General features: G+C 37.6%; 32 protein-coding genes. 11 read left to right on the forward strand and 21 right to left on the reverse strand.

Annotated features, from left to right (window positions below):
• Nucleotides 1-26: 26 nt before the first annotated feature.
• The 5 genes from AC1Q6O_RS15215 to AC1Q6O_RS15235 form a co-directional block, all read right to left on the reverse strand.
• Nucleotides 27-1034 carry a FecCD family ABC transporter permease gene (locus tag AC1Q6O_RS15215; protein ID WP_008175316.1) on the reverse strand — a complete coding sequence of 336 codons (1008 nt, stop codon included), beginning with the start codon at nt 1032-1034 and terminating at the stop codon, nt 27-29.
• A gap of 104 nt (nt 1035-1138) precedes the next feature.
• A complete protein-coding gene (locus tag AC1Q6O_RS15220) occupies nt 1139-2119 on the reverse strand; it encodes an ABC transporter substrate-binding protein (RefSeq protein WP_089985831.1) in 981 nt (326 codons plus the stop codon).
• Nucleotides 2120-2323: 204 nt separating this feature from the next.
• Nucleotides 2324-3154 carry a helix-turn-helix domain-containing protein gene (locus tag AC1Q6O_RS15225; RefSeq protein WP_090002076.1) on the reverse strand — a complete coding sequence of 277 codons (831 nt, stop codon included), beginning with the start codon at nt 3152-3154 and terminating at the stop codon, nt 2324-2326.
• Nucleotides 3155-3164: 10 nt separating this feature from the next.
• Nucleotides 3165-3629, reverse strand: a complete 465-nt coding sequence (locus tag AC1Q6O_RS15230; protein ID WP_492401637.1) for a DinB family protein — start codon at nt 3627-3629, stop codon at nt 3165-3167.
• Nucleotides 3630-3645: 16 nt separating this feature from the next.
• Nucleotides 3646-4215, reverse strand: a complete 570-nt coding sequence (locus tag AC1Q6O_RS15235; protein ID WP_089985833.1) for a nucleotidyltransferase family protein — start codon at nt 4213-4215, stop codon at nt 3646-3648.
• A gap of 109 nt (nt 4216-4324) precedes the next feature.
• Here AC1Q6O_RS15235 and AC1Q6O_RS15240 point away from each other — a divergent pair, with 109 nt between their 5' ends.
• On the forward strand, nt 4325-5119 hold the full coding sequence (locus AC1Q6O_RS15240) for a sulfite exporter TauE/SafE family protein (RefSeq protein ID WP_090002078.1): 795 nt from the start codon (nt 4325-4327) through the stop codon (nt 5117-5119).
• Here the strand turns inward: AC1Q6O_RS15240 and AC1Q6O_RS15245 are convergent.
• The gene (locus tag AC1Q6O_RS15245) at nt 5112-5480 is read right to left on the reverse strand and encodes a YybH family protein (RefSeq protein ID WP_089985835.1); all 369 of its coding nucleotides are present in this window, start codon (nt 5478-5480) and stop codon (nt 5112-5114) included. The two genes, AC1Q6O_RS15240 and AC1Q6O_RS15245, sit on opposite strands and share 8 nt — an antisense overlap.
• Nucleotides 5481-5617: 137 nt before the next feature.
• Here AC1Q6O_RS15245 and AC1Q6O_RS15250 point away from each other — a divergent pair, with 137 nt between their 5' ends.
• Nucleotides 5618-6103 carry an SRPBCC family protein gene (locus AC1Q6O_RS15250; RefSeq protein ID WP_090002079.1) on the forward strand — a complete coding sequence of 162 codons (486 nt, stop codon included), beginning with the start codon at nt 5618-5620 and terminating at the stop codon, nt 6101-6103.
• Nucleotides 6104-6200: 97 nt separating this feature from the next.
• Here AC1Q6O_RS15250 and AC1Q6O_RS15255 read toward each other — a convergent pair whose 3' ends face one another.
• Entirely contained in the window at nt 6201-6962 is a 762-nt protein-coding gene (locus AC1Q6O_RS15255) for a hypothetical protein (RefSeq protein ID WP_090002081.1), read from the reverse strand.
• 72 nt (nt 6963-7034) lie between these two features.
• Nucleotides 7035-8663: a ribosomal protection-like ABC-F family protein gene (abc-f, locus tag AC1Q6O_RS15260; protein ID WP_090002167.1), complete on the reverse strand. Its 1629-nt coding sequence runs from the start codon at nt 8661-8663 to the stop codon at nt 7035-7037.
• Between the two features lie 449 nt (nt 8664-9112).
• Here abc-f and AC1Q6O_RS15265 point away from each other — a divergent pair, with 449 nt between their 5' ends.
• Nucleotides 9113-9457 (forward strand): hypothetical protein, encoded by a 345-nt coding sequence (locus AC1Q6O_RS15265; protein WP_175486634.1) that lies wholly within the window; start codon nt 9113-9115, stop codon nt 9455-9457.
• A 134-nt stretch (nt 9458-9591) separates the two neighbouring features.
• On the opposite strand, the gene AC1Q6O_RS15270 is transcribed toward AC1Q6O_RS15265, so the two are convergent.
• Both AC1Q6O_RS15270 and AC1Q6O_RS15275 read right to left on the reverse strand, forming a co-directional pair.
• Complete coding sequence (locus AC1Q6O_RS15270) at nt 9592-10104, reverse strand: DNA-deoxyinosine glycosylase (RefSeq protein ID WP_090002084.1); 513 nt, start codon at nt 10102-10104, stop codon at nt 9592-9594.
• A gap of 20 nt (nt 10105-10124) precedes the next feature.
• On the reverse strand, nt 10125-10919 hold the full coding sequence (locus tag AC1Q6O_RS15275) for a DUF2268 domain-containing putative Zn-dependent protease (RefSeq protein ID WP_090002086.1): 795 nt from the start codon (nt 10917-10919) through the stop codon (nt 10125-10127).
• Nucleotides 10920-11024: 105 nt separating this feature from the next.
• Here AC1Q6O_RS15275 and AC1Q6O_RS15280 point away from each other — a divergent pair, with 105 nt between their 5' ends.
• Nucleotides 11025-11276: a hypothetical protein gene (locus tag AC1Q6O_RS15280; protein WP_008175336.1), complete on the forward strand. Its 252-nt coding sequence runs from the start codon at nt 11025-11027 to the stop codon at nt 11274-11276.
• A 58-nt stretch (nt 11277-11334) separates the two neighbouring features.
• Here the strand turns inward: AC1Q6O_RS15280 and AC1Q6O_RS15285 are convergent, their stop codons facing one another.
• Nucleotides 11335-12072: a polysaccharide deacetylase family protein gene (locus tag AC1Q6O_RS15285; protein WP_090002089.1), complete on the reverse strand. Its 738-nt coding sequence runs from the start codon at nt 12070-12072 to the stop codon at nt 11335-11337.
• 259 nt (nt 12073-12331) lie between these two features.
• Here AC1Q6O_RS15285 and AC1Q6O_RS15290 point away from each other — a divergent pair, with 259 nt between their 5' ends.
• From AC1Q6O_RS15290 to AC1Q6O_RS15305, 4 genes are all read left to right on the forward strand, one after another.
• Entirely contained in the window at nt 12332-12454 is a 123-nt protein-coding gene (locus AC1Q6O_RS15290; protein WP_255250388.1) for a hypothetical protein, read from the forward strand.
• 150 nt (nt 12455-12604) lie between these two features.
• Entirely contained in the window at nt 12605-12907 is a 303-nt protein-coding gene (locus tag AC1Q6O_RS15295; protein WP_008175342.1) for a YunC family protein, read from the forward strand.
• Nucleotides 12908-13031: 124 nt separating this feature from the next.
• On the forward strand, nt 13032-13658 hold the full coding sequence (locus AC1Q6O_RS15300) for a DUF2238 domain-containing protein (RefSeq protein WP_043989941.1): 627 nt from the start codon (nt 13032-13034) through the stop codon (nt 13656-13658).
• Nucleotides 13659-13711: 53 nt separating this feature from the next.
• Complete coding sequence (locus AC1Q6O_RS15305; protein WP_008175347.1) at nt 13712-14356, forward strand: SIMPL domain-containing protein; 645 nt, start codon at nt 13712-13714, stop codon at nt 14354-14356.
• Between the two features lie 93 nt (nt 14357-14449).
• On the opposite strand, the gene AC1Q6O_RS15310 is transcribed toward AC1Q6O_RS15305, so the two are convergent.
• Nucleotides 14450-15373, reverse strand: coding sequence for a DMT family transporter (locus AC1Q6O_RS15310; RefSeq protein WP_089985841.1), 924 nt, complete (start codon nt 15371-15373; stop codon nt 14450-14452).
• Nucleotides 15374-15491: 118 nt separating this feature from the next.
• On the opposite strand from AC1Q6O_RS15310, the gene AC1Q6O_RS15315 reads away from it, so the two are divergent.
• Together AC1Q6O_RS15315 and AC1Q6O_RS15320 are read left to right on the forward strand one after the other, a co-directional pair.
• The gene (locus AC1Q6O_RS15315; RefSeq protein ID WP_089985842.1) at nt 15492-16832 is read left to right on the forward strand and encodes an aminotransferase-like domain-containing protein; all 1341 of its coding nucleotides are present in this window, start codon (nt 15492-15494) and stop codon (nt 16830-16832) included.
• Nucleotides 16833-16903: 71 nt separating this feature from the next.
• Nucleotides 16904-17146 carry a hypothetical protein gene (locus AC1Q6O_RS15320; protein ID WP_008175353.1) on the forward strand — a complete coding sequence of 81 codons (243 nt, stop codon included), beginning with the start codon at nt 16904-16906 and terminating at the stop codon, nt 17144-17146.
• A gap of 50 nt (nt 17147-17196) precedes the next feature.
• Here the strand turns inward: AC1Q6O_RS15320 and AC1Q6O_RS15325 are convergent, their stop codons facing one another.
• From AC1Q6O_RS15325 to AC1Q6O_RS15365, 9 genes are all read right to left on the reverse strand, one after another.
• Nucleotides 17197-17355 (reverse strand): DUF1540 domain-containing protein, encoded by a 159-nt coding sequence (locus tag AC1Q6O_RS15325; RefSeq protein ID WP_004231699.1) that lies wholly within the window; start codon nt 17353-17355, stop codon nt 17197-17199.
• A 131-nt stretch (nt 17356-17486) separates the two neighbouring features.
• Complete coding sequence (locus AC1Q6O_RS15330; RefSeq protein WP_008175364.1) at nt 17487-18746, reverse strand: erythromycin esterase family protein; 1260 nt, start codon at nt 18744-18746, stop codon at nt 17487-17489.
• 18 nt (nt 18747-18764) lie between these two features.
• Nucleotides 18765-19502 carry an ABC transporter permease gene (locus AC1Q6O_RS15335; protein WP_008175366.1) on the reverse strand — a complete coding sequence of 246 codons (738 nt, stop codon included), beginning with the start codon at nt 19500-19502 and terminating at the stop codon, nt 18765-18767.
• Nucleotides 19503-20213: an ABC transporter permease gene (locus AC1Q6O_RS15340; protein ID WP_090002090.1), complete on the reverse strand. Its 711-nt coding sequence runs from the start codon at nt 20211-20213 to the stop codon at nt 19503-19505.
• Complete coding sequence (locus AC1Q6O_RS15345) at nt 20210-21121, reverse strand: ABC transporter ATP-binding protein (RefSeq protein WP_008175369.1); 912 nt, start codon at nt 21119-21121, stop codon at nt 20210-20212. Before AC1Q6O_RS15345 ends, AC1Q6O_RS15340 begins: the two co-directional genes overlap by 4 nt.
• A 109-nt stretch (nt 21122-21230) precedes the next feature.
• Entirely contained in the window at nt 21231-22613 is a 1383-nt protein-coding gene (locus tag AC1Q6O_RS15350) for a sensor histidine kinase (protein WP_008175370.1), read from the reverse strand.
• A complete protein-coding gene (locus AC1Q6O_RS15355; RefSeq protein WP_008175372.1) occupies nt 22610-23278 on the reverse strand; it encodes a response regulator transcription factor in 669 nt (222 codons plus the stop codon). Before AC1Q6O_RS15355 ends, AC1Q6O_RS15350 begins: the two co-directional genes overlap by 4 nt.
• 236 nt (nt 23279-23514) lie before the next feature.
• A complete protein-coding gene (locus AC1Q6O_RS15360) occupies nt 23515-24231 on the reverse strand; it encodes an ankyrin repeat domain-containing protein (RefSeq protein ID WP_090002092.1) in 717 nt (238 codons plus the stop codon).
• A 2-nt stretch (nt 24232-24233) separates the two neighbouring features.
• The gene (locus AC1Q6O_RS15365; protein WP_309599048.1) at nt 24234-24668 is read right to left on the reverse strand and encodes an MFS transporter; all 435 of its coding nucleotides are present in this window, start codon (nt 24666-24668) and stop codon (nt 24234-24236) included.
• 138 nt (nt 24669-24806) lie between these two features.
• On the opposite strand from AC1Q6O_RS15365, the gene AC1Q6O_RS15370 reads away from it, so the two are divergent.
• Complete coding sequence (locus tag AC1Q6O_RS15370) at nt 24807-25685, forward strand: LysR family transcriptional regulator (protein ID WP_090002096.1); 879 nt, start codon at nt 24807-24809, stop codon at nt 25683-25685.
• Nucleotides 25686-25843: the final 158 nt, after the last annotated feature.

Below are 25843 nucleotides of genomic sequence, written 5' to 3' on the forward strand. Positions count from 1 at the left end.
TCAAAAAGAATACACTTGAGGTATTTTTACGCACGTTTTTCACCTCCGTGCTTACGAACTAAATATAAGAAGAATGGTACACCAACCAATGCTGTTAAGACTCCAATTGGCGTTTCAAACGGATAATTGACAAAACGGCTCAGGACATCACAAAGCGCCAAGAAAAAGGCACCAATAACCGCTGCACAAGGGATGATATAGCGATAATCCACCCCAACAAGGAAACGAGTAATATGCGGAATAACTAACCCTACAAAGGCTATTTTTCCAACGAGAGCAACTGCTGTCCCTGTCAAGCATACGACAGCTAACATACTAATAATCCGTACTGCCTTAGTTTTTTGACCTAGTCCCATTGCAATATCCTCACCTAGCGAGGTAATCGTAATGGCCCTCGCACATAATAAGGCCAAAAATAAACCAGTTAATCCAAATGGAATTGAGAGCATCAGCATATCCATATCTACCATATGTACCTTAGTGTTATACCAAGCACTGACTGTTTGTGATACTTGGAAATACATCGCGATCGCTGTAGCTATACTGCTTAAAAATGTCCCAATAACCGTTCCAATAATAGCCAGCCTTACTGGTGATAAACCATTTCGAATTAATGAGCCAAAGCCAAAAACAATGCCCGCACCCAGTGCAGAACCTAGCATTGACAATAAAATCATCTGATAATTAGGCAGTCCTGGGAAAAAGACAATAGCTAATGTTATAACAAATGCAGAGCCATCGTTGACACCCATCAATGACGGAGAGGCTAAATAGTTTCGTGTAATTCCCTGCATAACTGCACCCGCAACTGCCAAAAATGCTCCAACTAACAGTACTGCGGCTATTCTAGGAATACGTCCTGTTCGTATAATTTGGTGATCAACATTGGAAGGATCAAATGCTGATATTGCCTGCCACACAGTGATTACACTAATATCCTTTGTTCCATACATAACAGAAACAAGTGCTACAAGGGCAATAAGGAAAGGAGATACCGCTAATATTGAAAATGACACTATGTTTGTTTTTTTCAACTTTCACACCTTTTTCTATACCATTTTCTTATCCAAACTTCTATTGAACAAAAGGCCGGTAATAGCCCGGTGATATCACCAAATCTACTACCAGCCTGTGTATACTATTTAAGTAATTTTTCAGCTGCTGCATCTAAGAATTTAACCTTAGACCAAGCCGTACCACCTTGTGCTAATGGGTCAATTGTATTGACATAAATTTCTTTATTTTGTGATGCCTTTAAGCTAGTGAAAATTGGATTTTTTTGTAGCTCCTCTAATGCCTTTGGAGTATCCTTATTTTCTGATTCCTCAAATTGAAGGAAAATAGCATCTGGATTTACTTGAGCTAGTGTTTCCAGCGATAATTCTGCTTGCGCTTTAGCTGTCGTAACTACCTCTGGAACTGGCGCACCTAAATCCTCATATAAGACAGGATTTAAATAAACGCCAGCCGGATAAATGTACATAACGCCACCGCGAACACGGATGATTAACACTTGTTTATCAGCTAATTGCTCTTTCGATTTCACCTGTGCATCAGCAACTTTTGCCTCATAGTCAGAGATGATTTTTTTAGCATCATCTTCTTTACCAGCTAGCTGTGCAAGCACTGTCAAATTTTCCTTCCAGTTTGTTGAAATATGCGAGTAAGGAATCATTGTTTGAATTTTTTTCAACTTTTCAGCCGTTTCTTCAGGGAATTTTGAAGTACCCACAATGACATCTGGATCCAAATTAAGAATGGCCTCTGCATTCGGCTCCATTTTATTTCCTACAAGTGTAGCACCTTCAAAATCAGATGCTAGATATGCTGGCACTTTGCCACCAACTTCAAGTACACCTACTGGCTTAATTCCTAGCATTGCAGCGTCTTCCATAGATTCAAGACTTGCAGCGACAATATTTTTCACTTCTGCTGGAAGCTCATATTTCTCACCTAAGTAAGTAATTGTCTGGGTCTTAGCTAGCTCTGTCTGTGATTCTGTTGCACTTGTTTCAGCCGTATTATTTGTTGATGTAGACTCCTCCGCCTTATCTGTTCCACATGCAGCTAATGATAGTGCTAAAAGTGCTGGCGCACACATTTTAAAATATTTATTCATAGATATTCTCTCCTAACGAGCTCATATTGATAATGATAATCGTTTTCATATGTATGTCAATATATAATTGATACTCATTATCATTTACGGATACTATCCTAACAAAGTGAAAATAGATTGTGAATGGACGATTTCGAAAATGACATGGATTTTTGCCGATTAAATCAATAAAAAAACTGTTTCTTTTTTTTAAGAAACAGTCATTTATACGTATTTGGCTTCCTCTATTTTTAATTTTCGATAGGCTGAAGGCGATAAACCTGTACACTTTTTAAATACCCTACTAAAATAAAAACAGTCTATATAGCCAACACATTCTGCAATTTCAGCTACAGGGATTCCACCATATTCTAGCAAGTCCTTTGCTCGTCTTATACGGTATTCCGTTATATATGTGCTTGGATTCATGCCTGTATGCTGCTCAAATAAATAGGCAAATCGACGTCGTTCAATTTCAAATTCACTAGCAATATTTGATACCGAAAGCTGCTCCGCGTAGTGCTCATGTATATACTGTAAAGCCTGCTCCATCATTTCATTGGCATTATCCAGAACCTTCACTTTTGCCGCTATAAGAATGTGTTCCAGCAAATTCATGAATAATGTCTTAGACTTAAATACCGCCATACTCCCTGGAAAGGAATAGCTTTCTACCAATTGCTGAACTTGGGTAATAATTTGCGTATTATGGCCAGTTTTAATAAGAAAGTGTTGCTGAGCTAGTGGATAAAGTGCCGCCTCATCCATAGGTAGATTATAATGAACTACAGCATATTCCCAAACCTTCTGGCTCGTTACGTTCACTTCAATTGGCATTTGAGAACCGGCATGCACTATTACTCCTGGTTCCATCACATAAGGCGTTCCATTCAGGCTAAAAATAGCACTGCCTGCAAGCGGCACAATAATTCCACACTTTCCTGGTGCAGTAGTTCTCCCTAAATCAGCTTCTCCCGGCTCCATTTTTTTCGTAAAGACATCGGTAAATTTTACAGATGCTTGGGCAAAGTAATCTATTAAATACTTGATATCCATGTGCTAGCTCCTATACATGTAAAACGCTCTGAATTTGTGAAAAATGATGTAAATCATGGTCAATTAATCCGCCAAAATAATCCGCAACCGTTATGTTAGACTGCCCAATACTGAACGACTGGTGCCATTGCTCATCTGTCAATTGCTGAATGGTCTGTAGCAATTGACGCCTTGTCGAAACAAATTCAGTAATCGTTTTTTCTAAATGTTGTTCACGACTTTTTTCAGCTGCCTTCGTGTTCATATGCTCGATATATGGCCCTTTTGGTAAAGATGTATTTATAAATAAATAAGGTATTCGATGTTCTAACACAAATGTATCCCATGGGGTAAGATGTCCTATCATCTCTGCAACCGACCATTTTCCAGATTCAATTGGCTTACGCCATTGCTCCTCAGATAAATTCCTCAAATCCTTTACCCAAATAAGAGATTGTTCATAGTGTTTAATAATCGACTTTTTGTCTCGTAGCATTGGATTTGCCCTCCGATTACTGTAGATTAATTTCTAATTTCGGCCATCTTAAATGCCACTGTTTAGAAGTAATTCTTTGGCGATATATCACATATCTTTCTTTATTTTCAAGGAAAAACGGCGTCGGTTCTATTATGCCAGCACTTAACTGGTGAATACCATATGGTGCAGCTACTTGTAGCCGACCATTCGTTAATTTAATACCGATAGCAGTTGCGATTTCAGGAAAATGAGAGATTCCATCTAAGGAAGAGTGATATGGATTACTCCCATTTATGACGTGCATCCTTGCCTGATTTTTGACCGACCAAGGCTCGTCTTTACAAATCTTCAACAGCTCCTGCTCATAATGCTTCTCTTTTTCCTCTGTTAAATTGGATGAATCATAATAGATCACATCAATATCAGCTACTGGTGTTCGATCTTCTTTCTCATAAATATAATCCCATACTTTTGAACGGATGAATCCTGCACATACCCAACAATCAGGGAGATGTACTTTTTCAACAGCTTCTAAAACATTCATCATCCAATCGTCTGCTGCTATTAGACTTATTAAATCATTCTCAGTTTGTAGCAATCTCATCTTAGCCCTCCAAAAGATAAAATAAATTTATAAATACTCAAAAATAATATATTAGATTTATATATTAAAACCCTTTACCCTAAAGCTATTCAAGTGAGGAGAGTCGCTTATGAAAAAAATTTTACTGGTATCGTTCTTTGTACTCCTTAGTTTGATGGGGCATTACTATGCAAAAATTTCTTTGACCCTCGTATGTATTGGTATTATAGCTGCCTTTATCGGTACACTTGCGGGAGGTGGAGGACTGATCACACTTCCTGCAATGATGCTGGTCGGCATTCCCATTCAGACTAGTATTGCGACAAATAAATTTTCAACTGGTATATCGGCTTTATCTAGCATTTTTTATTTACTGTACCATAAGGAGCTGCACTTAAAAGCTATTTTAAAATACATCGCTATTGCAGGTATAGGAGGGGTTGGTGGTGCACTTCTGGCCGTGTCACTATCTGAAAAAACTATGAATTTTACAGCCTGTATCCTACTGATCTTTGCATTAATCGTCACTTTAAAAAATAAGGCTTGGACTAACACTGTGAATCAAACAGAGCATACAACGTCCTCCCTTTGGCAGCCCTTTTTTATTGCTATGTATGATGGTGGCTTTGGCCCTGGTTCTTCAACTTTTAGTATTTTATATTATTTGCGTTGCCAGCACACTTACATAAAAGCCGTACAACTCACTCGTGCACTGCTTTTTGGGAGTTGTACAGGAGCTTTTATTGTTTTTTATCAAACTGGTTTTATTCAATGGCACTATGCAATTGCCATGGCATTAGGCTCTATCCTAGGCTCTCAATTAGGCCTCCTAGTGCTGCCACATATTCCAATAAAAATAGCCAAACTACTCCTACCTGTCATTATTTCATTGTTGATTATTCAGATGCTATGGAAAATCATTTAATATTGCCACTCAAATGTTCATGAATTAACTTCCATTCACCATTCATCAACGTAAAAATATTTGTCGCTCTACCGCTACCTGATACAAATTTTCCATTATGATAGCCTTCATAGTGATATGTATAAAGACAGGTAGCTGTCTTTTCATCAACGGTTAACCATGCTATATCAGCCGCTGAATAGACCTCTTCTTGAATTACATTCCATGCGTGATTGAAGTAAGCACCAATTTCCTCTGTAGTCGTACATGTTTTATCCGAAAACCAATATACAGCCTGTGGATGCAAAATAACTTTTACCTCATTAAAATCATGCGTATTTGTTGCTTGGATATAACGTTCTAATGCTTGTTTATGTGTCATATTCTCACCTCCTTTTTAACAATATTATCCCATATCTTACTTCTTATAAATAATGTATTTATGTGATGTTCTCCTTTGAACAGTTCATAAAGAACACCTATAATAAGGACAAAACCACATAAAAAACGGAGGATACTATGCTAGCTTCTATTGAAGAACAATCCAATCACCATGTTGCTACATTTAAACGCCCGCTCCCTCATGCGATAGAGGTTGTTTGGGCAGCAATTACTAATAATGACAAGCTGCAAAAGTGGATGAGTAATTTAGAAATCATTGAACTTCGTAACAATGGTAAGATGCATTTTAATATGAACGATGGAACAGATGCCTATGAAACAATAGGCATTACTGATTATGCAGAGAATAAAACTCTAGAATTTGATTGGGGTACGGATACTGTACGATTCGAACTTTCTTCTACTGACGAGGGCACATTACTACTATTAGTGGAGACACTTCAAGCTTTAACGGAGCATACGCCAAAGGATTTAGCAGGGTGGCATATATGTCTGGACTTGCTGGCTGATCTGCTAGATGGTCAGGAACCGCTAACATTCCCAATGGAGAGTTGGCAACAGCGATTCCACGACTACAAGGACCTTTTAGATTCCGTAAAATAAACGACTAAAAAAATCCTAGAGTGCAATTGACGTGCACCTCCAATTGTTAGATGTGTCTAATAATTGGGGTCACGTCACAATGACTCTAGGGTTTTTATTATTGGTTAAACGCTGTAGCTATTTCTATGGCCTTTAGAGGGTCCTTTATGGAATCGAGTGTATACACAAGCTTTTCATCCTGCCAAACGATTAAATTGCCTGATTGATAAACGTCCAATTGAGCCATGCCATATTGCTTTGGAATAGGGAGCATATGACTTTCTAAATATTCTACTACCTGCTTTGCAAGCTTGACACCAGCCTCTGGGTTTTCTGTTCGGGTATGTGTAGCAATTGCCCAACGTCCTTCATTCCATCCAGTCCATAAGGAACCGGCTCCCGCATCTTGGTAACCTTTCATATTGTAACCAAGATCCACTTTTCGCCCACCATTTTGATTAAAATTATCAAACGCTATTTGAGTGCTGGCACCTTCTGCATTATTGTATTGCTTAACGAGCAATCGCCCTATGACGGTTGCTGATTTCTTTAATCGAATATCATTAATAGGTATATTCTCTTTACTTTCATAAAAAATAATTTCCACCTGATTCCCTTCAGTTCTTGTAGTAGCTGATAAAAAAGCACCCTCTTGAATAGGTAAAGTTGTTGGCATTTTTACGGTGAAATCAGCAGGTATTTGATCCTTGATTTGTTGCAGGACCGCTGTTTGTTCCATAACGGCTCCGTTTTTATGATGATTAGCTTGTTCTACAGGTATCTGGGTCTCACTTTCATGTGCTTGGTGATTTTCTTCACGATTAGCACAGGCACTTATAAAGCAAATACTCAAAAAAAGGACAAATAGCATTCTTTTCATTCGTGTGAACCTCCATCTATTATTTTCCTTCTCTCAGTATTTTTCCCTAGTAAAAACCAACTTAAACGTTATCTATTTTAGCTCGTTAATTCGCTTCGTAAGTTCATTAAATTTTTCATCTAGCTTGGCGTAATCCTTATCCTTAGCTGTGAGAAAGCTTAGTTTACCTAATATTTCTTGCCGTTCCGTTTCTAGCTTTAAACGAAGTGTCATTACATCCTCGTCCTGCTTAACCTCTTTTCTCCATTTTTTCTCTATCTGTTGACCATGAACCTCCCAGACACTATTCGTTACCTTATCCAGAAAGTAGCGATCGTGTGAGACGACAAGTAATGTTCCATTGTATTGGGCAAGCGTTTGCTCTAACTGCTCACGAGAAGGCAGGTCAAGGTGATTCGTTGGCTCATCTAAAATAAGAACGTTCTTGTCTGCTACTATATATGCCATCAGTTTACATTTTACCCGCTCACCCATGCTCATCTCCCCAATCGAAGATGTCCAATGTGTAGAAGTAAAGCCTAGATTTTTCATGAGATTACGAACTTTCCCTCGCTCTTCAAACGTTTCTTGATAAAAATACTGCTCTGGTGTCTGATCAAGCGGTAGGTCAAAAACTTCCTGTGTTAAATAACCAATGTTAGCTGCCGGAGATACCCATACCTCGCCCTCAGCCTTTAATTGACCTAAGATGACTTTTAAAAAACTTGTTTTTCCACTACCATTTGTTCCCGTGATGGCAATTTTATCTCCAAATTGCGCAGTGATGTTCACATCATTAAACAACAATCTGTCGTCGAAGAGTAAGGAGACATTTTTGGTCTCTAAAAAACGTTTACCGACACGTTGGTTGGTTCCTAAAGAAAAGCGTATTTCTGATTCAGGCTTCACAGCTTCGACCTTGGCCTTCTCAAGCTCTGCTTCTAATCGCTTTTTCTTAGATTTCACCTGGGAATCAAGACGCTTTGCTTTCACACGGTGATATTCCTTAAAACCTTCTAGCTTGGTAGACTGAGCATGACCCTTTTGAGACCATGCTGTTAGTTCCTGCATCTGAGCCTCAATACGCTCAATATTTTTTTGCTGCTTGTCGTATGCACGTTGTTGTGTTAATCTTCGATGCTCTCTTTCAGCCATATAGTTTGAATAATTGCCGTTATGTTCAATAAGTCTCTTGTCCTCAATCGACCAGATTTTGGTCGCTACGCTATCTAAAAAGTAACGATCATGTGAGACAACAATAATCGTTCCCTTATAGTTTTGTACTTGTTTAATCAAAAATGTGGTACTCTGTTCGTCCAAATGATTGGTTGGTTCATCCAGCATCAGAATTTGAGCACCCTGCGAAAAACCTTCTGCCAGGCGCATTTTCAGTTTTTCCCCACCACTTAATGCTGCAAATGGCACATTGGGCACCTTCCATTTAGATAGCAAATCTGCCTCTCTAGCCGTTATTTCCATCCTATTAAAATGAGCTAGTTCCTGCTCTACAATTGCCATTTTCACAGTTTGTAGCCCTTTTATTTCTCCTGCTGTGGGTACTAGCATTCCGCGTATGAATTGAAGCAATGTGGATTTTCCAGCACCATTTCTACCAATAATGCCGATTACCTCACCTTGCTTTACGGTAGCAGTCACATGTTCAAATAAGAATGTATCCTTTATTTCATAGCTAATATCCTGTAATTTTAAAAGTTCCTTCATAACATCCATCCTCTCCAGTTGGAGGAATCAAAAAAATCCCTCCAAGTATTTTGGAAGGATTAGTCATCTCTACATATACACAAAATTAACTGTTGAAACAGCTATATTTGTTACTCCATTACTTATTTTAGACATAGTAAAATAAGCTTGCGGAATAGCGTTATATTGGCCTATTAAGACCAATACAAGCGTTAAATATGGAAAATGGGCAGACTAATCCTATTTTTATGGTTCGTGAAATATAAATTTCATCTGTAAAAAAATAAGATTAGTTATTCATTAGCCACCCATCGTCCCTTCATCTTTTATTACCGTCATTGTAACACCATTTTTTTGAAAATGAAACTTTCTGTGTGTGATATTATCTGAAACATTCAAATGAACGAATTTGATTTCTCGTTATCGTACGGAAATACCAGCCATACCGACTACTCCAACGAAAGCCAGCAATGAATTCTCTTCCTATAACCGTTGGGAAAAACCAAAAGCTCCTACCTGTATTCAACCAAATAAAGGTGTTTCTAAATAGGCAGGAGCGAATACCACTTGATCCTTCTCGCCGTGCAGGCACTGGTGGCGAAAAGCCTGGTGGTGCACTCATTGGCATTTGTCCTGCTGGAGGCGGACCAAAATTAGGTGGAACAAATGGCGGTGTTTCAAAATTATCATTGCCACCCCAACCAGGTCTTCTAAAATTATCTTCTCTAAATGGATTATTATACACACAAGCCCTCCTTTTACATAATTCAATATATGTAATCGGGCATTTAACCGTTGAGCCATTGCCTACCTAGGTGAAGATAATAGCAGAGTACTTTCCCTCATGCTATAACCTCTGGCAGCACATCTAAGTAAAGTGTAGGTATGCATCGCATCATCAGCGTATGGCTCTGATTATGTACAAAACAATGGTGGAATGACCGGCAAACTATTGAGATAAATATGACTGCATAATTCGCCAATCCTCTACTTTTTCGTCAAAGGATTTAATATTTTTCCCTGGTATCGGACTCGTTGACGGCATTTTTTTATAGGCTCGTCCAGCTAAAAGCTCTAATCCAATATGCTTTTTAAAAACATCGAATGCCTTCGCCCCATTAAAGAGTACTAACTCGATGTTCGGGTAGCTTTCAAAAAGGGTTTGAAAATCATTTGGCTTTTCATTACGAATGGCCGCATCTAGGCTCCCTTTTCTCTCACAGGCTTCAATTGTGTCCCAAAGACCGATTGCATTCTTTCTTAATAAAGCCATTCTCTCACTATAATCGTCAGGAACTTCAATCTGTAATAGCTCGCCAATGATGGGCCAAAAGTGATTGCGTGGATTACCATAGTACTGCTGTTTTTCTAATGACTGTTTTCCCGGCATGGAGCCAACAATTAGCACCTTTGTGGATGAATCTACAACGGGTAATAATACATTTTTTACTTCACTAGACACAACAATCACTCTCCTTTTCTCTATTGTAGCGGAAAATCAGATCCGGCAAGTATATCTTGGCTTGGTATTAATAAAGGAAGCTGGGATGAATGATTCCTCACATACGATCGAACAATTTCATAGCCTATACAATAGCCTATCCACGGTGGAAGCTCTCCACCATATAAAAATGGTCGATGCTTTTCCAATCCCTGAAGTTGTAGGTTTGGCAAAAACTGAGATCTCCATAGTTTTATAACCTTCTCGAATGTATAGTTAGTTAACCATGGTGCTAGCCATTTATCTCCGTAAAGTTCTTTCACTGCACATTCTGCTAACCCCTCTAATATAAGAGAATCCAATAAAGTTGTTTCAGCTAAAGACTTTTTAAGATAGTGTAAACGGCAAACATGGTTATATTCATGGGCGAGTAATGCTTGAAGCTCCTGTTTTTCTACTTCTCCCACAAATAAAAAAAGCGAATGAGGATACGCCACACCATTTTTGTTAGTGATATTTTGTTGTCGGGTAATTGGAAATAAATAAATAGGTATAGTTGGACCATCCCACTTCTGCTGTAAGTACATAAACTCCTGCTCCACACAGCCCCACACATTCCTCTGTTTCAGTCTCTCTAGATGAATCTCTTCCTCTGGTAAAAAAAGACCCTGCTGCTGTAATTCGAAGTGTATTTCCTCTGTATATCCCTCTTGAAATAGTTTGACCAAACGATCACATAGAATCGAACACTGCAAGCTATATAGCTCACCACTGCTCTTAGATTTTCTGGCTAATTCATACTCCTCAAGCCATTTATCTGTAGACTCAACTGCCATGTCATCACCTCTTGATAGTATATGTGATGAATAGACAATCGGCTAAAGATAAATGCATTAATTAGCATATATTAGCTTGTAATGAAGTAGAAAGGAGGGATATTTGTGAATCCAACTGATGCTTACAATATTTGTTGTAAATATCACGGTAAACGAGTTAGAATTTCGGATACATCTGGTAGAGTACATGTTGGGGAAATCACGAGGGTAGACAGAAGACAGGTATGGATTCTACCTGATAGAAGATATGGTGGTTATGGTCTTGGCTTTTGGGGATTTGGTGGAGGCGGATTTGGCGTTGGCATTGCACTAGGAACTGTTCTAGGTATTGCACTTGCTCCAATTATTTTCTTCTAGATTATATTGATGTGAAAAACGAGCCATTTCAAACATTGTTGAGATGGCTCATTTTTCATTATTGAACTTGCTCTTGCTGCTGTTTACTTTCAATCAACTCGGATATTGTAACAAATGTGTAGCCCTGCTTTTTTAATGCCGGTATTATCTCCTCTAATGCTTGAATGGTTTGTGTACGGTTACCACCACCATCATGAAATAATATGACATCACCAGGTTTTGTGCCCTTCATAACTTTTTGTACAATTTTCTTTACGCCGGGCTCTTTCCAATCTTGAGTATCCTGATGCCAAGACCACATCACGACCTTGTAGCCATCCTTAACAGCGGCATTTATCATGGCATCTGTGTAATTTCCACCAACAGGACGGAATAAAACTGGGGAAAAACCAGTAATACCATAAATCGTGTCATTCGTCTGTCGAAGCTCTTCTTGCAATTTATTGATGGAAACTTTAAACGGATGTGTATACGTATGATTCGCTAATTCATGCCCTTCTGTATAAGTACGTAAAACAAGCTCTGGATATTTGTCAGCGTTTTTTCCAATAATAAAAAAAGTAGCTTTGGCATCATATTTGGCTAATAAATCAAGCACCGCCGCTGTGTATTTGGGATGTGGGCCATCATCAAAGGTAAGTGCCACTATTTTATCCTCCGTGTTAATATCCCACACAACTTTTCCTGTCTCCTCATAATACGGACGTCCTTTATTAGCATGAGCTTTGAACCCTACAAAAAATCCCGAGATGATTAAAACGAAAACCGTTAAAACCCATACATATTTACGTGTCATAGCATCACCTCCCAAGTCCACATTCACAGAACTCCGTCAACTTACTATTTGCGAATTACTGTGAATTATACTTGTAAGGGACCGTCTGTTTCCCTGTTTTAATTATTTCAAAAAAATTTATATATTTGAACGAAATGTGAAACATCATTCATATTCCTTTCTTTTCTTCTTTATTCATGTAAAATAAAATCATCACTGATATATAACAAATAATTAAATTCAATACATGTTATGTAACACAATAAAGGGGATAATATAAATGTGGATAATTACTGTATTTGAAGAACACACGTATCGGATGTTTGAATATACTTCTAAAAGTGAAGCAATCATTGCATTAAATAAATGTAAACAAACAGCCCTATTATCTTATACAAATTAAATACTAAAAGGAATCTATTCGCCAAGAGTAGATTCCTTTTTATTATTTTGATATTGGACCTTTTTCTTTAGTACCAAGAGTTTTTTATTAGAAATGTCGAACACCTTGATAGTTATCGCCATATGTATATAGAGAAAAGGAGTGATTTCAATGGTGACAATTGAACCTATCATGATTAAGGGGCATTTCTTCACTGCAGTAGTTGTTCAATTACCTAAAACAACACTACTGACCATTTCCAATAATACTGGCTACATTATGTGCGGCGCATTAGATGTAGGTCTTTTAAATAGTCGCTTAGTTGATCGAAAAATTATTGCTGGTCGGGCAGTTGGTGTGAAAACGATTGATGAGTTATTAACGGCTCCGTTAGAATCTGTAACTTATGAAGCCGAACAACTTGGCATTACCGAAGGAATGAGTGGCGTCGAGGCACTTTTAAAAATGATTTAATGTATAAAAAAGCGTCAGTTTTAGAACGAATGACTAGACGCTTTTCCTTTTTTTGAACCCCTACACTGGTTGAATAAGCAAACTCTCTCTTCCCCATACTGTGGGACAAAGGGAGCGTGTTGTCATGAATAATAATAATAAGCATTTTAAAATACATGTAACTTTCCTTGCTATTGCTTTAATCGTTTTTATATGGTCTGTTATTAAACCATCCTCCTACTTAGATTGGCTCGCTGAAGTTAGCCCAGGAATTGTTGCAATAATTATTGTAGTTTGTATTTATCCTAAATTCCGATTCACAACCATTTCATACTTGATCATTACCCTATTATCAATTCTAACATTTATAGGTGGGCATTATACGTATTCAGAGGTGCCACTATTTAATTGGATAAAAGAAGAATTTGATTTGCATCGTAATAATTACGATCGCTTTGGTCATTTTTTAAAAGGATTGCTGACCATTGTTATAAGAGAAATTTTAATTCGAAAAACCCCTCTTACAAAAGGGGCCTGGCTAACAGGTATCTCCATTAGTATTTTGCTTGCGATTGCTGCATTTTATGAAATCATTGAATGGTTAAGCACAAGAATCTCGAAGGGCAGTAAAGGGGCCAAAGACTTTTTAGGGATGCAGGGAGATCGTTGGGACGCTCAATGGGACATGTCTTTAGCGTTGCTAGGTTCCATTATTACCCTGCTTTTATTGACAAAGCTCCATGATAAATATTTAAAGAGATTAAACAAATAAAACCATTTTTTGCATACTATGATGAATAAAAATCTTATGAAAGGTGGTAGTGTATGTACTATGCTCAGCTCCATCATCAGGCATCCATTCCCCTACGTGTTATAACTGTAACGGGCAATGGGCAGGTAAAGGCGAAGCCAAGCTCCATGCAACTACAAATAGAAGTTCAAACACAAGGCCAAAATGTACAAGAGCCACAGCAGAAGAATGCGGTTACTATGAAACAAGTCATTCAATCCATTACAGCCCTTGGAATTCCAAACGAACAAATTCAAACAGCCGCCTATACAATTACCCCACTTTATCATTTTGAAGACGGCCAACAAATTTTCACTGGTTATGAAGTAACGAATGCCATTACCGTCAATGTATCAGATTCTGAACGTGTTGGCTTCATCATTGATACAGCTGTAGAAAACGGGGCAAATCGTATCAGCAACATTCAATTCAAAGTTGACCATGCAGATGCTTACTATCAGCAAGCATTGAGTTTAGCTCTGCATAATGCTCAAGCAAAGGCAAAAACCATTGCAGAAACTATGCATTTACCTTTGCAGCTCCTCCCCACTGAAATTGTAGAAGAACAAGTTAATACACCTATTCTATATCGCTCAATGGCAGTCTCCTCCGATATGACACCTATAGAACAAGGGCAAATCGACATAAATGCCTCTGTCCGTGTGAACTTTCAATATTGAATGATGACTTGAGCCTTCAGCGAAACAACAGCGGAAGGCTTTCTTACTGTGAATTCCATACCCGTTCTATTACAACTTATCAATAATAAAAGGCTATATTTCTTCATTTTTTTCTACCCTCTTCATGCCGAAATAATTTGTTCCTATAACACCCATAACGATCATTACTCCCCCGATTAAATGGTACGTCTGGAAGGTTTCGTGTAAAAATAAAACACCCGCAAATATAGTAATAAGCGTAGCCAAATTACTAAAAACACTCATTTTAGAGGCCTCTAATATAGATAGAGCATAATTTGATAAATAAGACGTGCCGAGCGAGGATAACAGGCCTAAATATAAAATGGCGATAATAAAATCAACATGTAGAAATGGCTGAAAAAAATCATGGATAGTGCCCTTCAACATATGATCTCCAACAGCTATCCCATTAAAAATGACAAATCCACATAATGTCATGACATATGTTAATGTCAGTAAAGAATATTGCTTTGTAAGCCTTCTTGCAAAGACGTTATAAATAGATGCCGCAATTGCTGAAAGTAAAATAAATCCACTGCCAATAACATTTCCAGAAGTTGCATTTGCCCCGTTCATCATTAGCATATACATCACACCAAGTACAGAAAAAGAAATGGCAACAAACTGTCCACGAGTTGCTTTTTCCTTTAACAATAAACCTGCTAGTGCTAATGTAAAAATAGGAATCGTTGCTTGAATAATTCCCGCCTCTGATGAGGAAATTCTAGCAAGTCCAAGCACTTGAAACGTGAAAAAAGCTATGGGATACAATATGGCTAAAGGTAAAATTTTTAATAGATCCTGTTTTTTTATTGTTAGCTTATTTTTCGTGAATACTAGTAAAATAACAATGCCGATGAAAGCAACGGTAAAACGATGAGCTAATGTATCCACAGGGCTCGCCACTGTTAATGTAACTTTCACAAATAGGAATGAAAGCCCAATGATCAATGCATACGAAATCGCTGCTATATAGGCTTTTCTTTTTTTGGACATACGATAATGCTCCTTCTCCATCAATTCCGGCCGGTATGGTTATCGTATAAAAAAGAGCACCATTTGACGATATGAAAAAAACACATCTGTACCGATACAGATGCGTTGGAGGTTATATATGCTTAAATATGAATGGATTTATTCACAGCTTATGACTCAAATACAGGCAGGCACTCTTCCATCAGGTGCAAAGCTACCTTCAATCCGCCAGTTATCACAGCAATACTCCTGCAGTAAAAGTACTATTTTAACTTCTTTAAAAAAACTTGAGGAGCAGCATCTTATCTATGCATTACCGAAAAGCGGTTACTATGTTGTTGACCATCAAGTACCCTTTCAGCCACAGGTTCAAGACCATATAGATTTCGCTACCTCCTCACCTAGCTGGCATGCTTTCCCGTACCAAGATTTTCAACATTGCATCAACAAGGCAATCGATACATACCAAGCAGACCTATTTAGATACGGGACACCGAAAGGCTTACCATCTCTCATAAAAGAAGCCAAAAAATTATTAACTAATTATCAAGTGTTCACAAAAGAGGAAAATATATTTATCACCTCTGGTGTCCAACAATCTCTGTCTTTGCTAAGTATTATGCCATTCCCAAATGGTCGTTCAACCATTTTAGTAGAGCAGCCTAGTTATCATTTGTATATGGATTATTTGAAAACCTATGGAATTCCCGCTATCGGCATTAAAAGAACAACAGATGGTATTGATCTAGATGAATTAGAGCGCATTTTTTGTCATCACGACATTAAGTTTTTTTACACGATGCCTCGCTTGCACAATCCTCTAGGGACTTCATATAGCAAGCAGGAAAAAGATAGGATCCGTAAACTTGCATATCAATATCAAGTATACATTGTTGAAGATGATTATTTAGCGGATTTCGAGCAAAATTCGAAAATAGATCCCATTGTTACAGATGATACACAGCAGTATGTCATCTATTTAAAAAGTTTTTCTAAAATCATGTTTCCTGGTTTACGTATTGGGCTAGCCGTTTTACCAGACAACTTCATCCAGACATTTCAGCAATATAAAAATACCACTGATATTGATAGCTCGATGATTTCCCAGGCAGCTTTAGAACTATACCTAAAAAGTGGCATGTTTGAACGTTATCAAAAGAAGGTCAGCGAGTCTTATGCCATACGAGCTAACATACTTCAACAATCGGTAACAACCCATTTGGCAAAGTATAAGGCTTCTCAGGAAATCTGTATGCATAGCCATATTATTTTACCAAGACAGGTTAATACCGATAAACTGATCCAGCATTTGAAACAAAGCCATATACTTTTAGATTCGATTAACCGCAATTATTTAGAGGAATTTTATCATGAACGAATATTGAAATTAAATGTATCCAATGTGGAAGAGTCGAAAATTGATATGGGTATAAAGGAAATTTCCTTATCTCTTAACGATCCTAACAATTACTTTTATTAAAAGTCATTCATGAAACCTTCTTGTTCTTCATATATTTAGACATCATAAATTGGTTCAATAAGGAGGATTCCATGCACTCTGAGAAATTGCGACTAAGGAAAATTCAGCGTCTTGCATATGAAATTATGGATGAGATGCACAAAGAAAAAGACCGCACGGAAATGCATAAATTAATCCCGATCATTGATAACTTGTCGCGGGCAATTGGAGATTTAACAGATTCGGTGGGTAAGTACTCATTGGATTATGTAGAGGAAAAAGTAAAAACTGCACATGAACTTTTATTTAATAAAGAAAAGGTCGATGCTTATTAATAAAGACAGGGAAAAAGGGTAACCATATAAGTGGCTACCCCTTTTTTTCATTAATGCGTTTCAGGTTCGAATGTTTTACAGTCAGTTTCCTCACTGTTGGAAGCATGTTGTCCCTTCTGGCTGACAACATAAATTTTTTCTGCTGTGCATTTGTTTCCAGAATCCCAAAATGTGCAGTTATTGACTTCACATAGAATTTCTTGTGCCATCGTTTCACACCTCCTCTTTGTTAGCTTTAACAAATTAGAGGTAAACAATACGTTAGTAAGTAAAGTCAGCCCTCGGTTCACACATGAGTGCCGCGTATCCTCTATACTCCATGCCAAATTACTATATTTGACTAATCCGTTACTTTTGTTGGCGTTGCTTCCTGTACAATTATCAGACCGTCATATGCATCTGCAGGTGTCATTTTAATGGTATAAAGCATTTTTGTAAGCTTATACCAAGGACGAAAATCATCGCCTATATTGCCCATTCTTTGCTCCTTTGTAAGGATATTTGATAGCTCTTCTGATTGACTAGCATTTTCAAAATCCACATAAAAGATGTTGTCATGGATATCACTAAAAGCATCCACTAGAGCGTTATGATGTTCTATCGTATACTCCTTACGTTCACCAGACCCATTCGGTGCTTGGAATGTATTTGTCACAAAATCCGTGCCAATGGCAAAGTATTGATCTTTATAGTGCTCATTTAAATATTGTCCCATCGACTTATAACCTGCCATTGTAGCAGACGTTTTATCTATATGGCCATTATGACCAGACATCAATACTTTATCATGGCCCTTCGTCGCTTCGAGATCAACAATCCATTGTAAATTTTTAGCTAAGTATTCATCACGTAAATTCATGTAATTACCATCGTTTAAAAACAATTGCGTACGTTGCTTTAAAATTTGTGCATATTGCGCCGCAAAAGAGAAGGCATCCTTTGATGACTTTTTCTCATAGGCTTCCTTGTTTGATTGTAAATCTTTGATGATGGCATCGATTGTTTTATCAAGCTCTACTAACTGGCTATTCGATAAATCTCTCATTGTTTTGTTGGACACATGTTCTAGCTGAGCCGTATACTGCTTAGCCGTTTCTGCATCGACATCCGCATAATAATCAAGTAAGCCCTTTTTGCTATCATCATATCGTTGCATATCATTACCATAAAAATAAATTTTATCTTCCTCCTTGGCTGTTAAGTTATAGTCATGCATCCATTGGACAAAGTCCACCATTTGTTCAGTTTGATAAATGCCGTAATCCAGTGCTTTAATAGCATCTTGCGCCGTGCCAACACTATTGACAATAAATTGATTTATTTGTTGGGCTCCTCCAAAATCCCCCTCTAAAACAAAGACTCGAACATTTTCATTCTTCATCATTGCTTCAAATAGATCCTTTTTTAAGGCTTGGAATTCCACATTTCCGTGTGTTGCCTCTCCAAATCCAATAATTTTTACATCATCAGGTATAGTAATATCTTTTATTTCACTACTATATTGTGAGATATCTTTGACAGCCGCCCCCTGTCCACAGCCAGCTAAAACTGCTAGTAGTATACATGTAGTTAATATTCTCAAACTTCGTTTCATTTTCATGTCAATTCTCCCTTAAGGTTAAATGGCTTTTCGTTGGAAGTAGTAATACCCACCAAGGAAAAATAGGATGAAGCCACCACCGACAACTGTTAACAATTGCTCCCATGGTACAAAAAATACATCGTCTGTGCTGCCACCAATATACATCATCGAAAAGGGCTGTGCCCAAGGATAGTAAGGTCCAATACGTTCAGAATTAATAGCAAAAATAGAGGGTAATGTAAATACCACATTGACTGCAAAAGGAGCGGCAAAACTTTTAAACATAATCGACATCCATAATTGAAGGGCTACTAAAGGCAATGTCGCTACCCATCCTCCCACAATACTTTTCCACACAATCTCCATTGGAAAAGGATCCGTATAGCCCTTGATCATCCCAACTGTAAAAACTGAACATAAATACAATATCTGCATCGCCATAACAAGCAGTACAATTAACACATATTTAGCGACAAATACTTTCCCCCTCGTTACAGGTAATGCTAATAGCTGCTTCCAGCCACCAGATTGATGTTCATACCTACAGATGAGACTAGCAAAGACCCCCGTAATAAGTGGTAAAAATAATAAAGCATATGTTAAATTCATGGAGAACAAAGCAATATACCATTCATTGATTGGTACTCCTGACATATTATCCTCTAAATTGGCTGATAATCCGATAAATAGGCCAATAATGGGTCCTGCTAAAATGATTGGTACCATCTTTGATTTACGTAACTTAAACCATTCAGCTCGCAGTATAGCCGTCATTTACTTCACGTCCCTTCTTGCAAAATCAATCATGCCAACCATATAGAGGAAAATACCTATTCCTACTCCTAACATGACATTGATGATCGGCTCATCCCATTGATTCATCAACGACGGCCATTTCCATATCATCCAATCTGGTAAAACATAGGAAGAATAGGCAAAAATCACTCCGAAAATACCTACAGTAATAGGAATCCCTTGATTACGGCAAACACTTGCAATCCACAGCTGGAGAGCTAGAATTGGCAATGCTGCTAGAGCTGGGAAGTAACTATACTTGGCGAGCTCTAAGTAAGGTATCGGTTCACCTAAGCTTAAAAATAGTCCGTAACTCAGTGTGAAAAGCATCAACAGTGTTGAAGACAAAAATAACAGAATCGCCAATACTGTAAATTTAGATAAATAGACGGATAATTTAGAAACAGGTAAGGCGATGAGCTGTTTCCACGCATTTGTCTCGTTTTCAATACTCGCCATGAATGATGTTAGGATAGCAATACCTAGTACAATGGCTAGCGGTGTAAAGGAATGAATGTTTTGTAAAAAATAACCCCAATCATCCTCGCTCTGCTGTAAAAGATAGTCTTTCCTCACACCGTAATTGACCATTTGCAGAGCAACTACACCAACGGGACCTAAAAGTGTTAAAAACCATAAACCTTTGCGTTTAATTTTTAAAAAATCAGCAGTTAATAATTTACCCATCATAGCACTAGCTCTCCCGCCGTCATTTGCAGGAAAATATCCTCCAATGAGCGTTTCTCTTCCTCTACTCGAAATACCGAAATGCCCTCCTGAACAAGTACCTGAACAATATGGGCTACTTTTTCGTCAGAGCATTCCTCTAAGAAAATGACACCATCCTGATAGTCTGCCTTAATGCCATTTGCTAAAAGAGAACGCCATCCTTTTTCGCTATTGCTAACTTTAAATATAACCTTTGGTTGTGCAAATTTACGCATTTCCTCAATGGAATCTTGAAAAATCAATGTTCCCTTAGAAACAATGCCTACCTGTGTAGCCATTTGATCGATTTCTGATAATAAATGGCTGGAAATAATAATGGTCATGCCGTATTCCTTCGGTAGTCTTTTAATTAAATTGCGAATTTCAATAATACCTGAAGGATCGAGACCATTCGTTGGCTCATCTAAAATGAGTAACTCTGGGTTGTGCAATAAAGCAGCCGCAATCCCAAGACGTTGTTTCATTCCTAGTGAAAAGCCCTTTACTTTCTTGTTAGCAACTTCCTTCAAACGGACAATTTGCAGAACTTCATCGATTCTAGTTTTTGGCACACCTAGTATTTTTCGTAGTGCCTCCAAGTTCTCATAGGCTGTCAAATGTGGATAATAAGATGGATTTTCAACTAATGAGCCTACGTTCGCTAAAATTTGAGTACGGTCCTTCGCAATGTCCTTTTGAAAAATTTTAATTGTCCCTGAGGATGGTTTCATTAGACCAAGAAGCATGCGAATCGTTGTTGTTTTCCCCGCTCCATTAGGTCCTAAAAATCCGTAAATTTCTCCTTTGCGTATTTGCAAATTTATATTTGATACAGCTTGTTCTTTTCCAAAGTATTTTGATAAATTTTGTGTTTGTACGATATATTCCAATATCCTCACCTCATTAACTATCATAAGAATGGAAGTTTAAAAACAGGTAAGGGCTAAGTTTAAATTTTGTTTAAAAATGCATTTTTTCCATAAAAAAATCTGCGAGCTTTTACTGATCAAGCTTCGCAGATGGATTTGCATGTTTTATTATAATTTTTGTACCCGATGGATCTGAACAAATATCCCACTCTAAATGCATGCCCTTTACCATAACATCTACAATGGATAGGCCAATCCCTGCACCTTTTGCATTCGATTCATTTTTCATACCATTTCCATGATCCTCAATAATAAATGCCGTATAACTCGCTGTCGACTCTGTTTTCACACCTATATATTTCCCGCTATTGGCGTGTCGCAGTACATTTTGGAAGAGATTATCTAATATACGCCCTAACCAAATGGGGTCTACACACCATTCATGATGTTCAAATGCTTGTAGCTCAATATCTATGGTAAATCCCTCACGCTCAAAAACTGGGTACCATGTCGTCAGGTGCTCTCGAACAAAACGAATAGCATTGATTTCTTTCGGTTCAAATTTATATTTACTTGCCATGAGCAATGTGTAGGACATTAAATTTTCAATTAAAGCATCAATATTCACGATAGATGTTTCCATCGCCCGTAAAGCCTGTTTACCTTCCTCTGACAATGTTTCTTTGCTAATGGAGTAAGATTGAGCTCTTACCTTTGTTAAAGGTGTCCGCAAATCATGTGAAAGATTTGCAATTAGCTCTCGTCTTAGTTGCTCTTCTTTTTGCTGACGCTGTTTGCTTTCTCTCAGCTCACAAACCATTCTGTTGAAACTATGCTCCAGTTGCCCAATTTCGTCCTTTTTTTTCACATGGATTTCAATAGGTAAACCATCTACATCCCGTATTTCCATGGCATCTTGAAGATGTAAAAGTCTCTTTCGGATTCCTTTGAAAAATAACAATGATACGACAATGAAAAATAGAATAATCGCAATCACACCAAAAAATAAGAGGTTACCGTAGTTTTCATAAATATTGATAAGTGGTGGATTAAATACGTTTCTTGGAACTTCTAACACAATAAAGCCATTGGAAACATCATCACCTAAGAAAGCAATAACAGTAAATGGGTCTCCTCCATATCGCTGTTTTATAAATTTAGTAGTAAATGCAGGTGTCCACTTTGCTGGAAGCTCCTCCTGCACATTTACCGTAGTCAATAATGTCCCGTATTCACTTACCCAGAACATAGAAGCCGTGGGTAATTGCTCTTGCCACTTTTGAAAAAGTTGGGTAATGGCATCATTTGATACATTGTTTATATTTTTAGACTGAGCGTGCCATTGCTCCTCAATTTCACTTTCCAAAAGGACCTTACTAGAAAACTCGCCTACCCCTGTCTTCGTAATTCCTAATACAAACATAGCTGTCCCCATATAAGAAATTTGAACAATCGATAAGGCTAATATAATGATCAACATATATTTAGCTAGTAGCGATCGGAAGAATTTCATAGTTTCACCCTATACCCAATCCCTCGAATCGTTTCGATAATCATTGGCTTTGCGGGATTTATTTCTATCTTTTCTCTTAAATATCGAATATGTACCATCAATGTTTTATCACCTTCGATATAGCTTTCACCCCAAACGCCCTCATAGAGTTGCTCTTTCGTTAAAATTTGATTGAGGTGGCGAATAAAATACTGTAAAAGATAAAACTGTTTACCCGTCAAGAGAATTTCTTCTTCAGTCAATGTATTAATAATTCTCATATCTTTTGTATACATTTTAAGATGCTGTAGTTCTAGCACATCATCATTTTTTTGGTATCTTCTCAGTAATACTTCAAGCCTTGCTCCTAATTCATCTGGATGGAAAGGCTTTGTTAAATAATCATCTGCGAAATTCAAGCCTTCTATTTTATCTTCGACTGCCGTTCTCGCCGATAGCATTAAAATCGGCAGTTCTTTATTTTCCCGTTTAATTCTTTTCCCGATGGAAAATCCGTCTAACCCAGGTAACATCACATCCAGTATGGCAATATCATTTAAGGCAATATGTTGCTCAATACCATCTCCAGACTCTAGCCATGTTACTTCATAGCCCCTTTCAGTTAACTCTTTACTAACCCAATGTCCTATTTCCTTTTCATCCTCTATGTATAATATACGAATCAATGTTTCACCCTCCTTTGTCTATTTGAAAGATATACTAAAATACCATATTTTGCATTATACATTTATCTTAAAATGAAGTACAAGATAAATTCCATACATGGTCATTATATGGTAATCTTCTACTTATTTTCTTATGAGGGCGTGAAAAAACGCAACTTTTTATTGCTTGAAAAAGTTGCGTTTTCTGTTTACAGAATGTTGTAGCTCGAATCGAACATTCCACTCCGTAAACCTATCTATTGTTTTGCCCCTGCTTGAATAAGAAGGTTGCTAATTTCCTGAAATCCTAGAGATTGTGCATGCTGAAGGGGAGAGATTCCCTTTGCATCTGCCAAATGAACATCCACTCCATGTTCAATCAATACATGAATAGTTTCCTGATATTTTGGGCCACCATCCCCATAGACGATTGCTTCTAACAATGCCGTCCAGCCTGGTTTATTCATATGGTTTACATCGACATTTGTATGCTCAAGAATTTCTTGAACATTCTCTACATAACCATGCTCTGCTGCTGGAATTAATGCAGTCCCTCCAAATCTATTGAAGATGGTAGGGTCTGCTCCTGCCTCAATCGTTAGCCTCAAAATTTTTAAGTAACCTTCGGCGCCTGCATAAAGGAAAGGGTTATTTTCCATGTGATCTCTTCTATTAATGTCAGCACCATGCTCAATCAAAACTTTTACAACATCGGGGAAATTTCCATAGGTTGCAATCATAGCAGCCGTTCTTCCCTGCTCATCAGCAACATTACTATCGATTCCTTTATTTAAAATGTCCGTAACTTGTGTAGCTTCCCCCTGAGTTTCAGCTTGAAAGAAATCCTTTTTTAGTTGGGTTTTATCCGACTCAGTTAATTTATTAAAGCTTTCATAAGCAAGGATATTGGCGATTTCTTTAAATCCCTTTTCCTGGGTATGCTGCAATGGCGTCACACCATCTAAATCAGCCATACTCAATACTCATATCCGCACCATGAGCTAGTAAAACCTTCACCGTTTTCGGTGGTAATATCTACGATGTAAGCCATTATAGAAGGAGCCAATGCTGCTGATCCAATCCCCCCAATAAAACGTGAAATAAGAAAAACGGTGAAATTACTTGCTAAAGCTCCAACTAAATTGGATAACGCAAACAAAATTAGACCACCAATGATCATTGGCTTTCGGCCATACTTATCAGAAAACCTCCCAGCTATTGGTGAAAATAAAAATTGTGTTAATCCGAAAGCAGATACTAAATATCCTGCTGCTTTACCACTTGCACCGAACTCAATCAGCAGCTGTGGGAGAATCGGTATGACAAGACCTGCACCAAGCATAGCGAGAAACATATAAACTAATAGAAGTGGAAATACGGTTTTAGTTGGCATAGTAGTTGTCCCTTTCACACATATGTGCGAGAAAATGGAGACATATCTCCTTTTTTCTTTTATACAAATATGCTAACATGGCACTAACTATATGAAAAATATTAAAAAAATATGTTTTACTTAGGTTTTCCGAATAATAAGGAGGTGTACTTTTAATTGGATATTCGACAACTACGATATTTCATTGCGATTGTAGAGGAAAAAAAGATTTCTGCTGCGGCCGCAAGGCTACATATTTCTCAGCCTCCATTAAGCCAACATTTAAAAGCGATGGAGGAAGAACTAGGCTCAAAACTAGTGGAGAGAAGTGGAAAATATTTCAAAGTCACTGAGGCTGGAAAAACCTTATATAAATACGCACTACAGGTAGCTCAATTAATGGAGGAAGCTGATGCGGAAGTTAAAGATGTAGGATTGGGCATTCATGGACGATTAACATTAGGCATTAATACGTTTTCAGTAGTTGAGCTCCCTTCATTATTACATCAATTTCAACAACACTATCCTAAGGTAACTTATAAGATCCAGCAAAATGAATCCTCTTATCTATGTAAGCTTGTTAGAGACCGTATAGTAGAATTGGCTATCATACGATTACCTTTAGAATTAGATGATTTCTCTGTTCTTCATATGTATACAGAGCCATTTTACTTTATTCAATCCGACAAAAATGATCGACTAGAACATGACGTGACACTGGCAGAAATTCAAAATTGGCCACTCCTTTTACCAAGTACTGAAGGGTTAGGCGTTCACTATTCAATATTAGAAGCCTTTTCACGCTTTCAATTACAATCCCATATCGTGGGTGAATGTTCAGATACCGCACTTTTAATGAATTTAATTGCTACGGGATTTAGCTCCTCTATCGTACCTGAAACTATTCTAAAGCAATATGGTGATTTACCACTTCATGCATACAAAATACCGTCAGAAGAATTATCCACCTCTGTAGGACTCGTATGGCTGAAAAATCATTACCTATCAAAAGCCGCGCAAAACTTTGTGGATTTAATGAGAAGAAATTACTGTTAAATGTATCACTATATCGCTCAATAACAAAAAGTAGTACACTTGCTATTTTCAAGCTGTAGACAAACTCTTAAAAATATTGAGCTTGTCTACAGTCTTCTCTTTATAATGATGTATCGTAATATCGTCGCTTTTCGCGGGAGTTGTTACTCTACAGGAAT

The sequence above is a fragment of the Lysinibacillus sp. GW823-FHT06C08 genome (assembly GCF_058795135.1).

Excerpts from the sequence above, each read along its gene's own strand:
- AC1Q6O_RS15245 (WP_089985835.1), bottom strand. The coding sequence starts at position 5,480 with ATGACACATAAACAAGCATTAGAACGTTATATCCAAGCAACAAATACG.
- AC1Q6O_RS15235 (WP_089985833.1), bottom strand. The coding sequence starts at position 4,215 with ATGAGATTGCTACAAACTGAGAATGATTTAATAAGTCTAATAGCAGCA.
- AC1Q6O_RS15360 (WP_090002092.1), bottom strand. The coding sequence starts at position 24,231 with ATGGCTGATTTAGATGGTGTGACGCCATTGCAGCATACCCAGGAAAAG.
- AC1Q6O_RS15340 (WP_090002090.1), bottom strand. The coding sequence starts at position 20,213 with ATGATGGGTAAATTATTAACTGCTGATTTTTTAAAAATTAAACGCAAA.
- AC1Q6O_RS15335 (WP_008175366.1), bottom strand. The coding sequence starts at position 19,502 with ATGACGGCTATACTGCGAGCTGAATGGTTTAAGTTACGTAAATCAAAG.
- AC1Q6O_RS15250 (WP_090002079.1), top strand. The coding sequence starts at position 5,618 with ATGCTAGCTTCTATTGAAGAACAATCCAATCACCATGTTGCTACATTT.
- abc-f (WP_090002167.1), bottom strand. The coding sequence starts at position 8,663 with ATGAAGGAACTTTTAAAATTACAGGATATTAGCTATGAAATAAAGGAT.
- AC1Q6O_RS15290 (WP_255250388.1), top strand. The coding sequence starts at position 12,332 with ATGTGGATAATTACTGTATTTGAAGAACACACGTATCGGATGTTTGAA.
- AC1Q6O_RS15320 (WP_008175353.1), top strand. The coding sequence starts at position 16,904 with ATGCACTCTGAGAAATTGCGACTAAGGAAAATTCAGCGTCTTGCATAT.
- AC1Q6O_RS15225 (WP_090002076.1), bottom strand. The coding sequence starts at position 3,154 with ATGGATATCAAGTATTTAATAGATTACTTTGCCCAAGCATCTGTAAAA.
- AC1Q6O_RS15310 (WP_089985841.1), bottom strand. The coding sequence starts at position 15,373 with ATGTCCAAAAAAAGAAAAGCCTATATAGCAGCGATTTCGTATGCATTG.
- AC1Q6O_RS15350 (WP_008175370.1), bottom strand. The coding sequence starts at position 22,613 with ATGAAATTCTTCCGATCGCTACTAGCTAAATATATGTTGATCATTATA.
- AC1Q6O_RS15255 (WP_090002081.1), bottom strand. The coding sequence starts at position 6,962 with ATGAAAAGAATGCTATTTGTCCTTTTTTTGAGTATTTGCTTTATAAGT.
- AC1Q6O_RS15240 (WP_090002078.1), top strand. The coding sequence starts at position 4,325 with ATGAAAAAAATTTTACTGGTATCGTTCTTTGTACTCCTTAGTTTGATG.
- AC1Q6O_RS15325 (WP_004231699.1), bottom strand. The coding sequence starts at position 17,355 with ATGGCACAAGAAATTCTATGTGAAGTCAATAACTGCACATTTTGGGAT.
- AC1Q6O_RS15315 (WP_089985842.1), top strand. The coding sequence starts at position 15,492 with ATGCTTAAATATGAATGGATTTATTCACAGCTTATGACTCAAATACAG.
- AC1Q6O_RS15285 (WP_090002089.1), bottom strand. The coding sequence starts at position 12,072 with ATGACACGTAAATATGTATGGGTTTTAACGGTTTTCGTTTTAATCATC.
- AC1Q6O_RS15220 (WP_089985831.1), bottom strand. The coding sequence starts at position 2,119 with ATGAATAAATATTTTAAAATGTGTGCGCCAGCACTTTTAGCACTATCA.
- AC1Q6O_RS15330 (WP_008175364.1), bottom strand. The coding sequence starts at position 18,746 with ATGAAAATGAAACGAAGTTTGAGAATATTAACTACATGTATACTACTA.
- AC1Q6O_RS15295 (WP_008175342.1), top strand. The coding sequence starts at position 12,605 with ATGGTGACAATTGAACCTATCATGATTAAGGGGCATTTCTTCACTGCA.
- AC1Q6O_RS15265 (WP_175486634.1), top strand. The coding sequence starts at position 9,113 with ATGAATTCTCTTCCTATAACCGTTGGGAAAAACCAAAAGCTCCTACCT.
- AC1Q6O_RS15300 (WP_043989941.1), top strand. The coding sequence starts at position 13,032 with ATGAATAATAATAATAAGCATTTTAAAATACATGTAACTTTCCTTGCT.
- AC1Q6O_RS15305 (WP_008175347.1), top strand. The coding sequence starts at position 13,712 with ATGTACTATGCTCAGCTCCATCATCAGGCATCCATTCCCCTACGTGTT.
- AC1Q6O_RS15275 (WP_090002086.1), bottom strand. The coding sequence starts at position 10,919 with ATGGCAGTTGAGTCTACAGATAAATGGCTTGAGGAGTATGAATTAGCC.
- AC1Q6O_RS15230 (WP_492401637.1), bottom strand. The coding sequence starts at position 3,629 with ATGCTACGAGACAAAAAGTCGATTATTAAACACTATGAACAATCTCTT.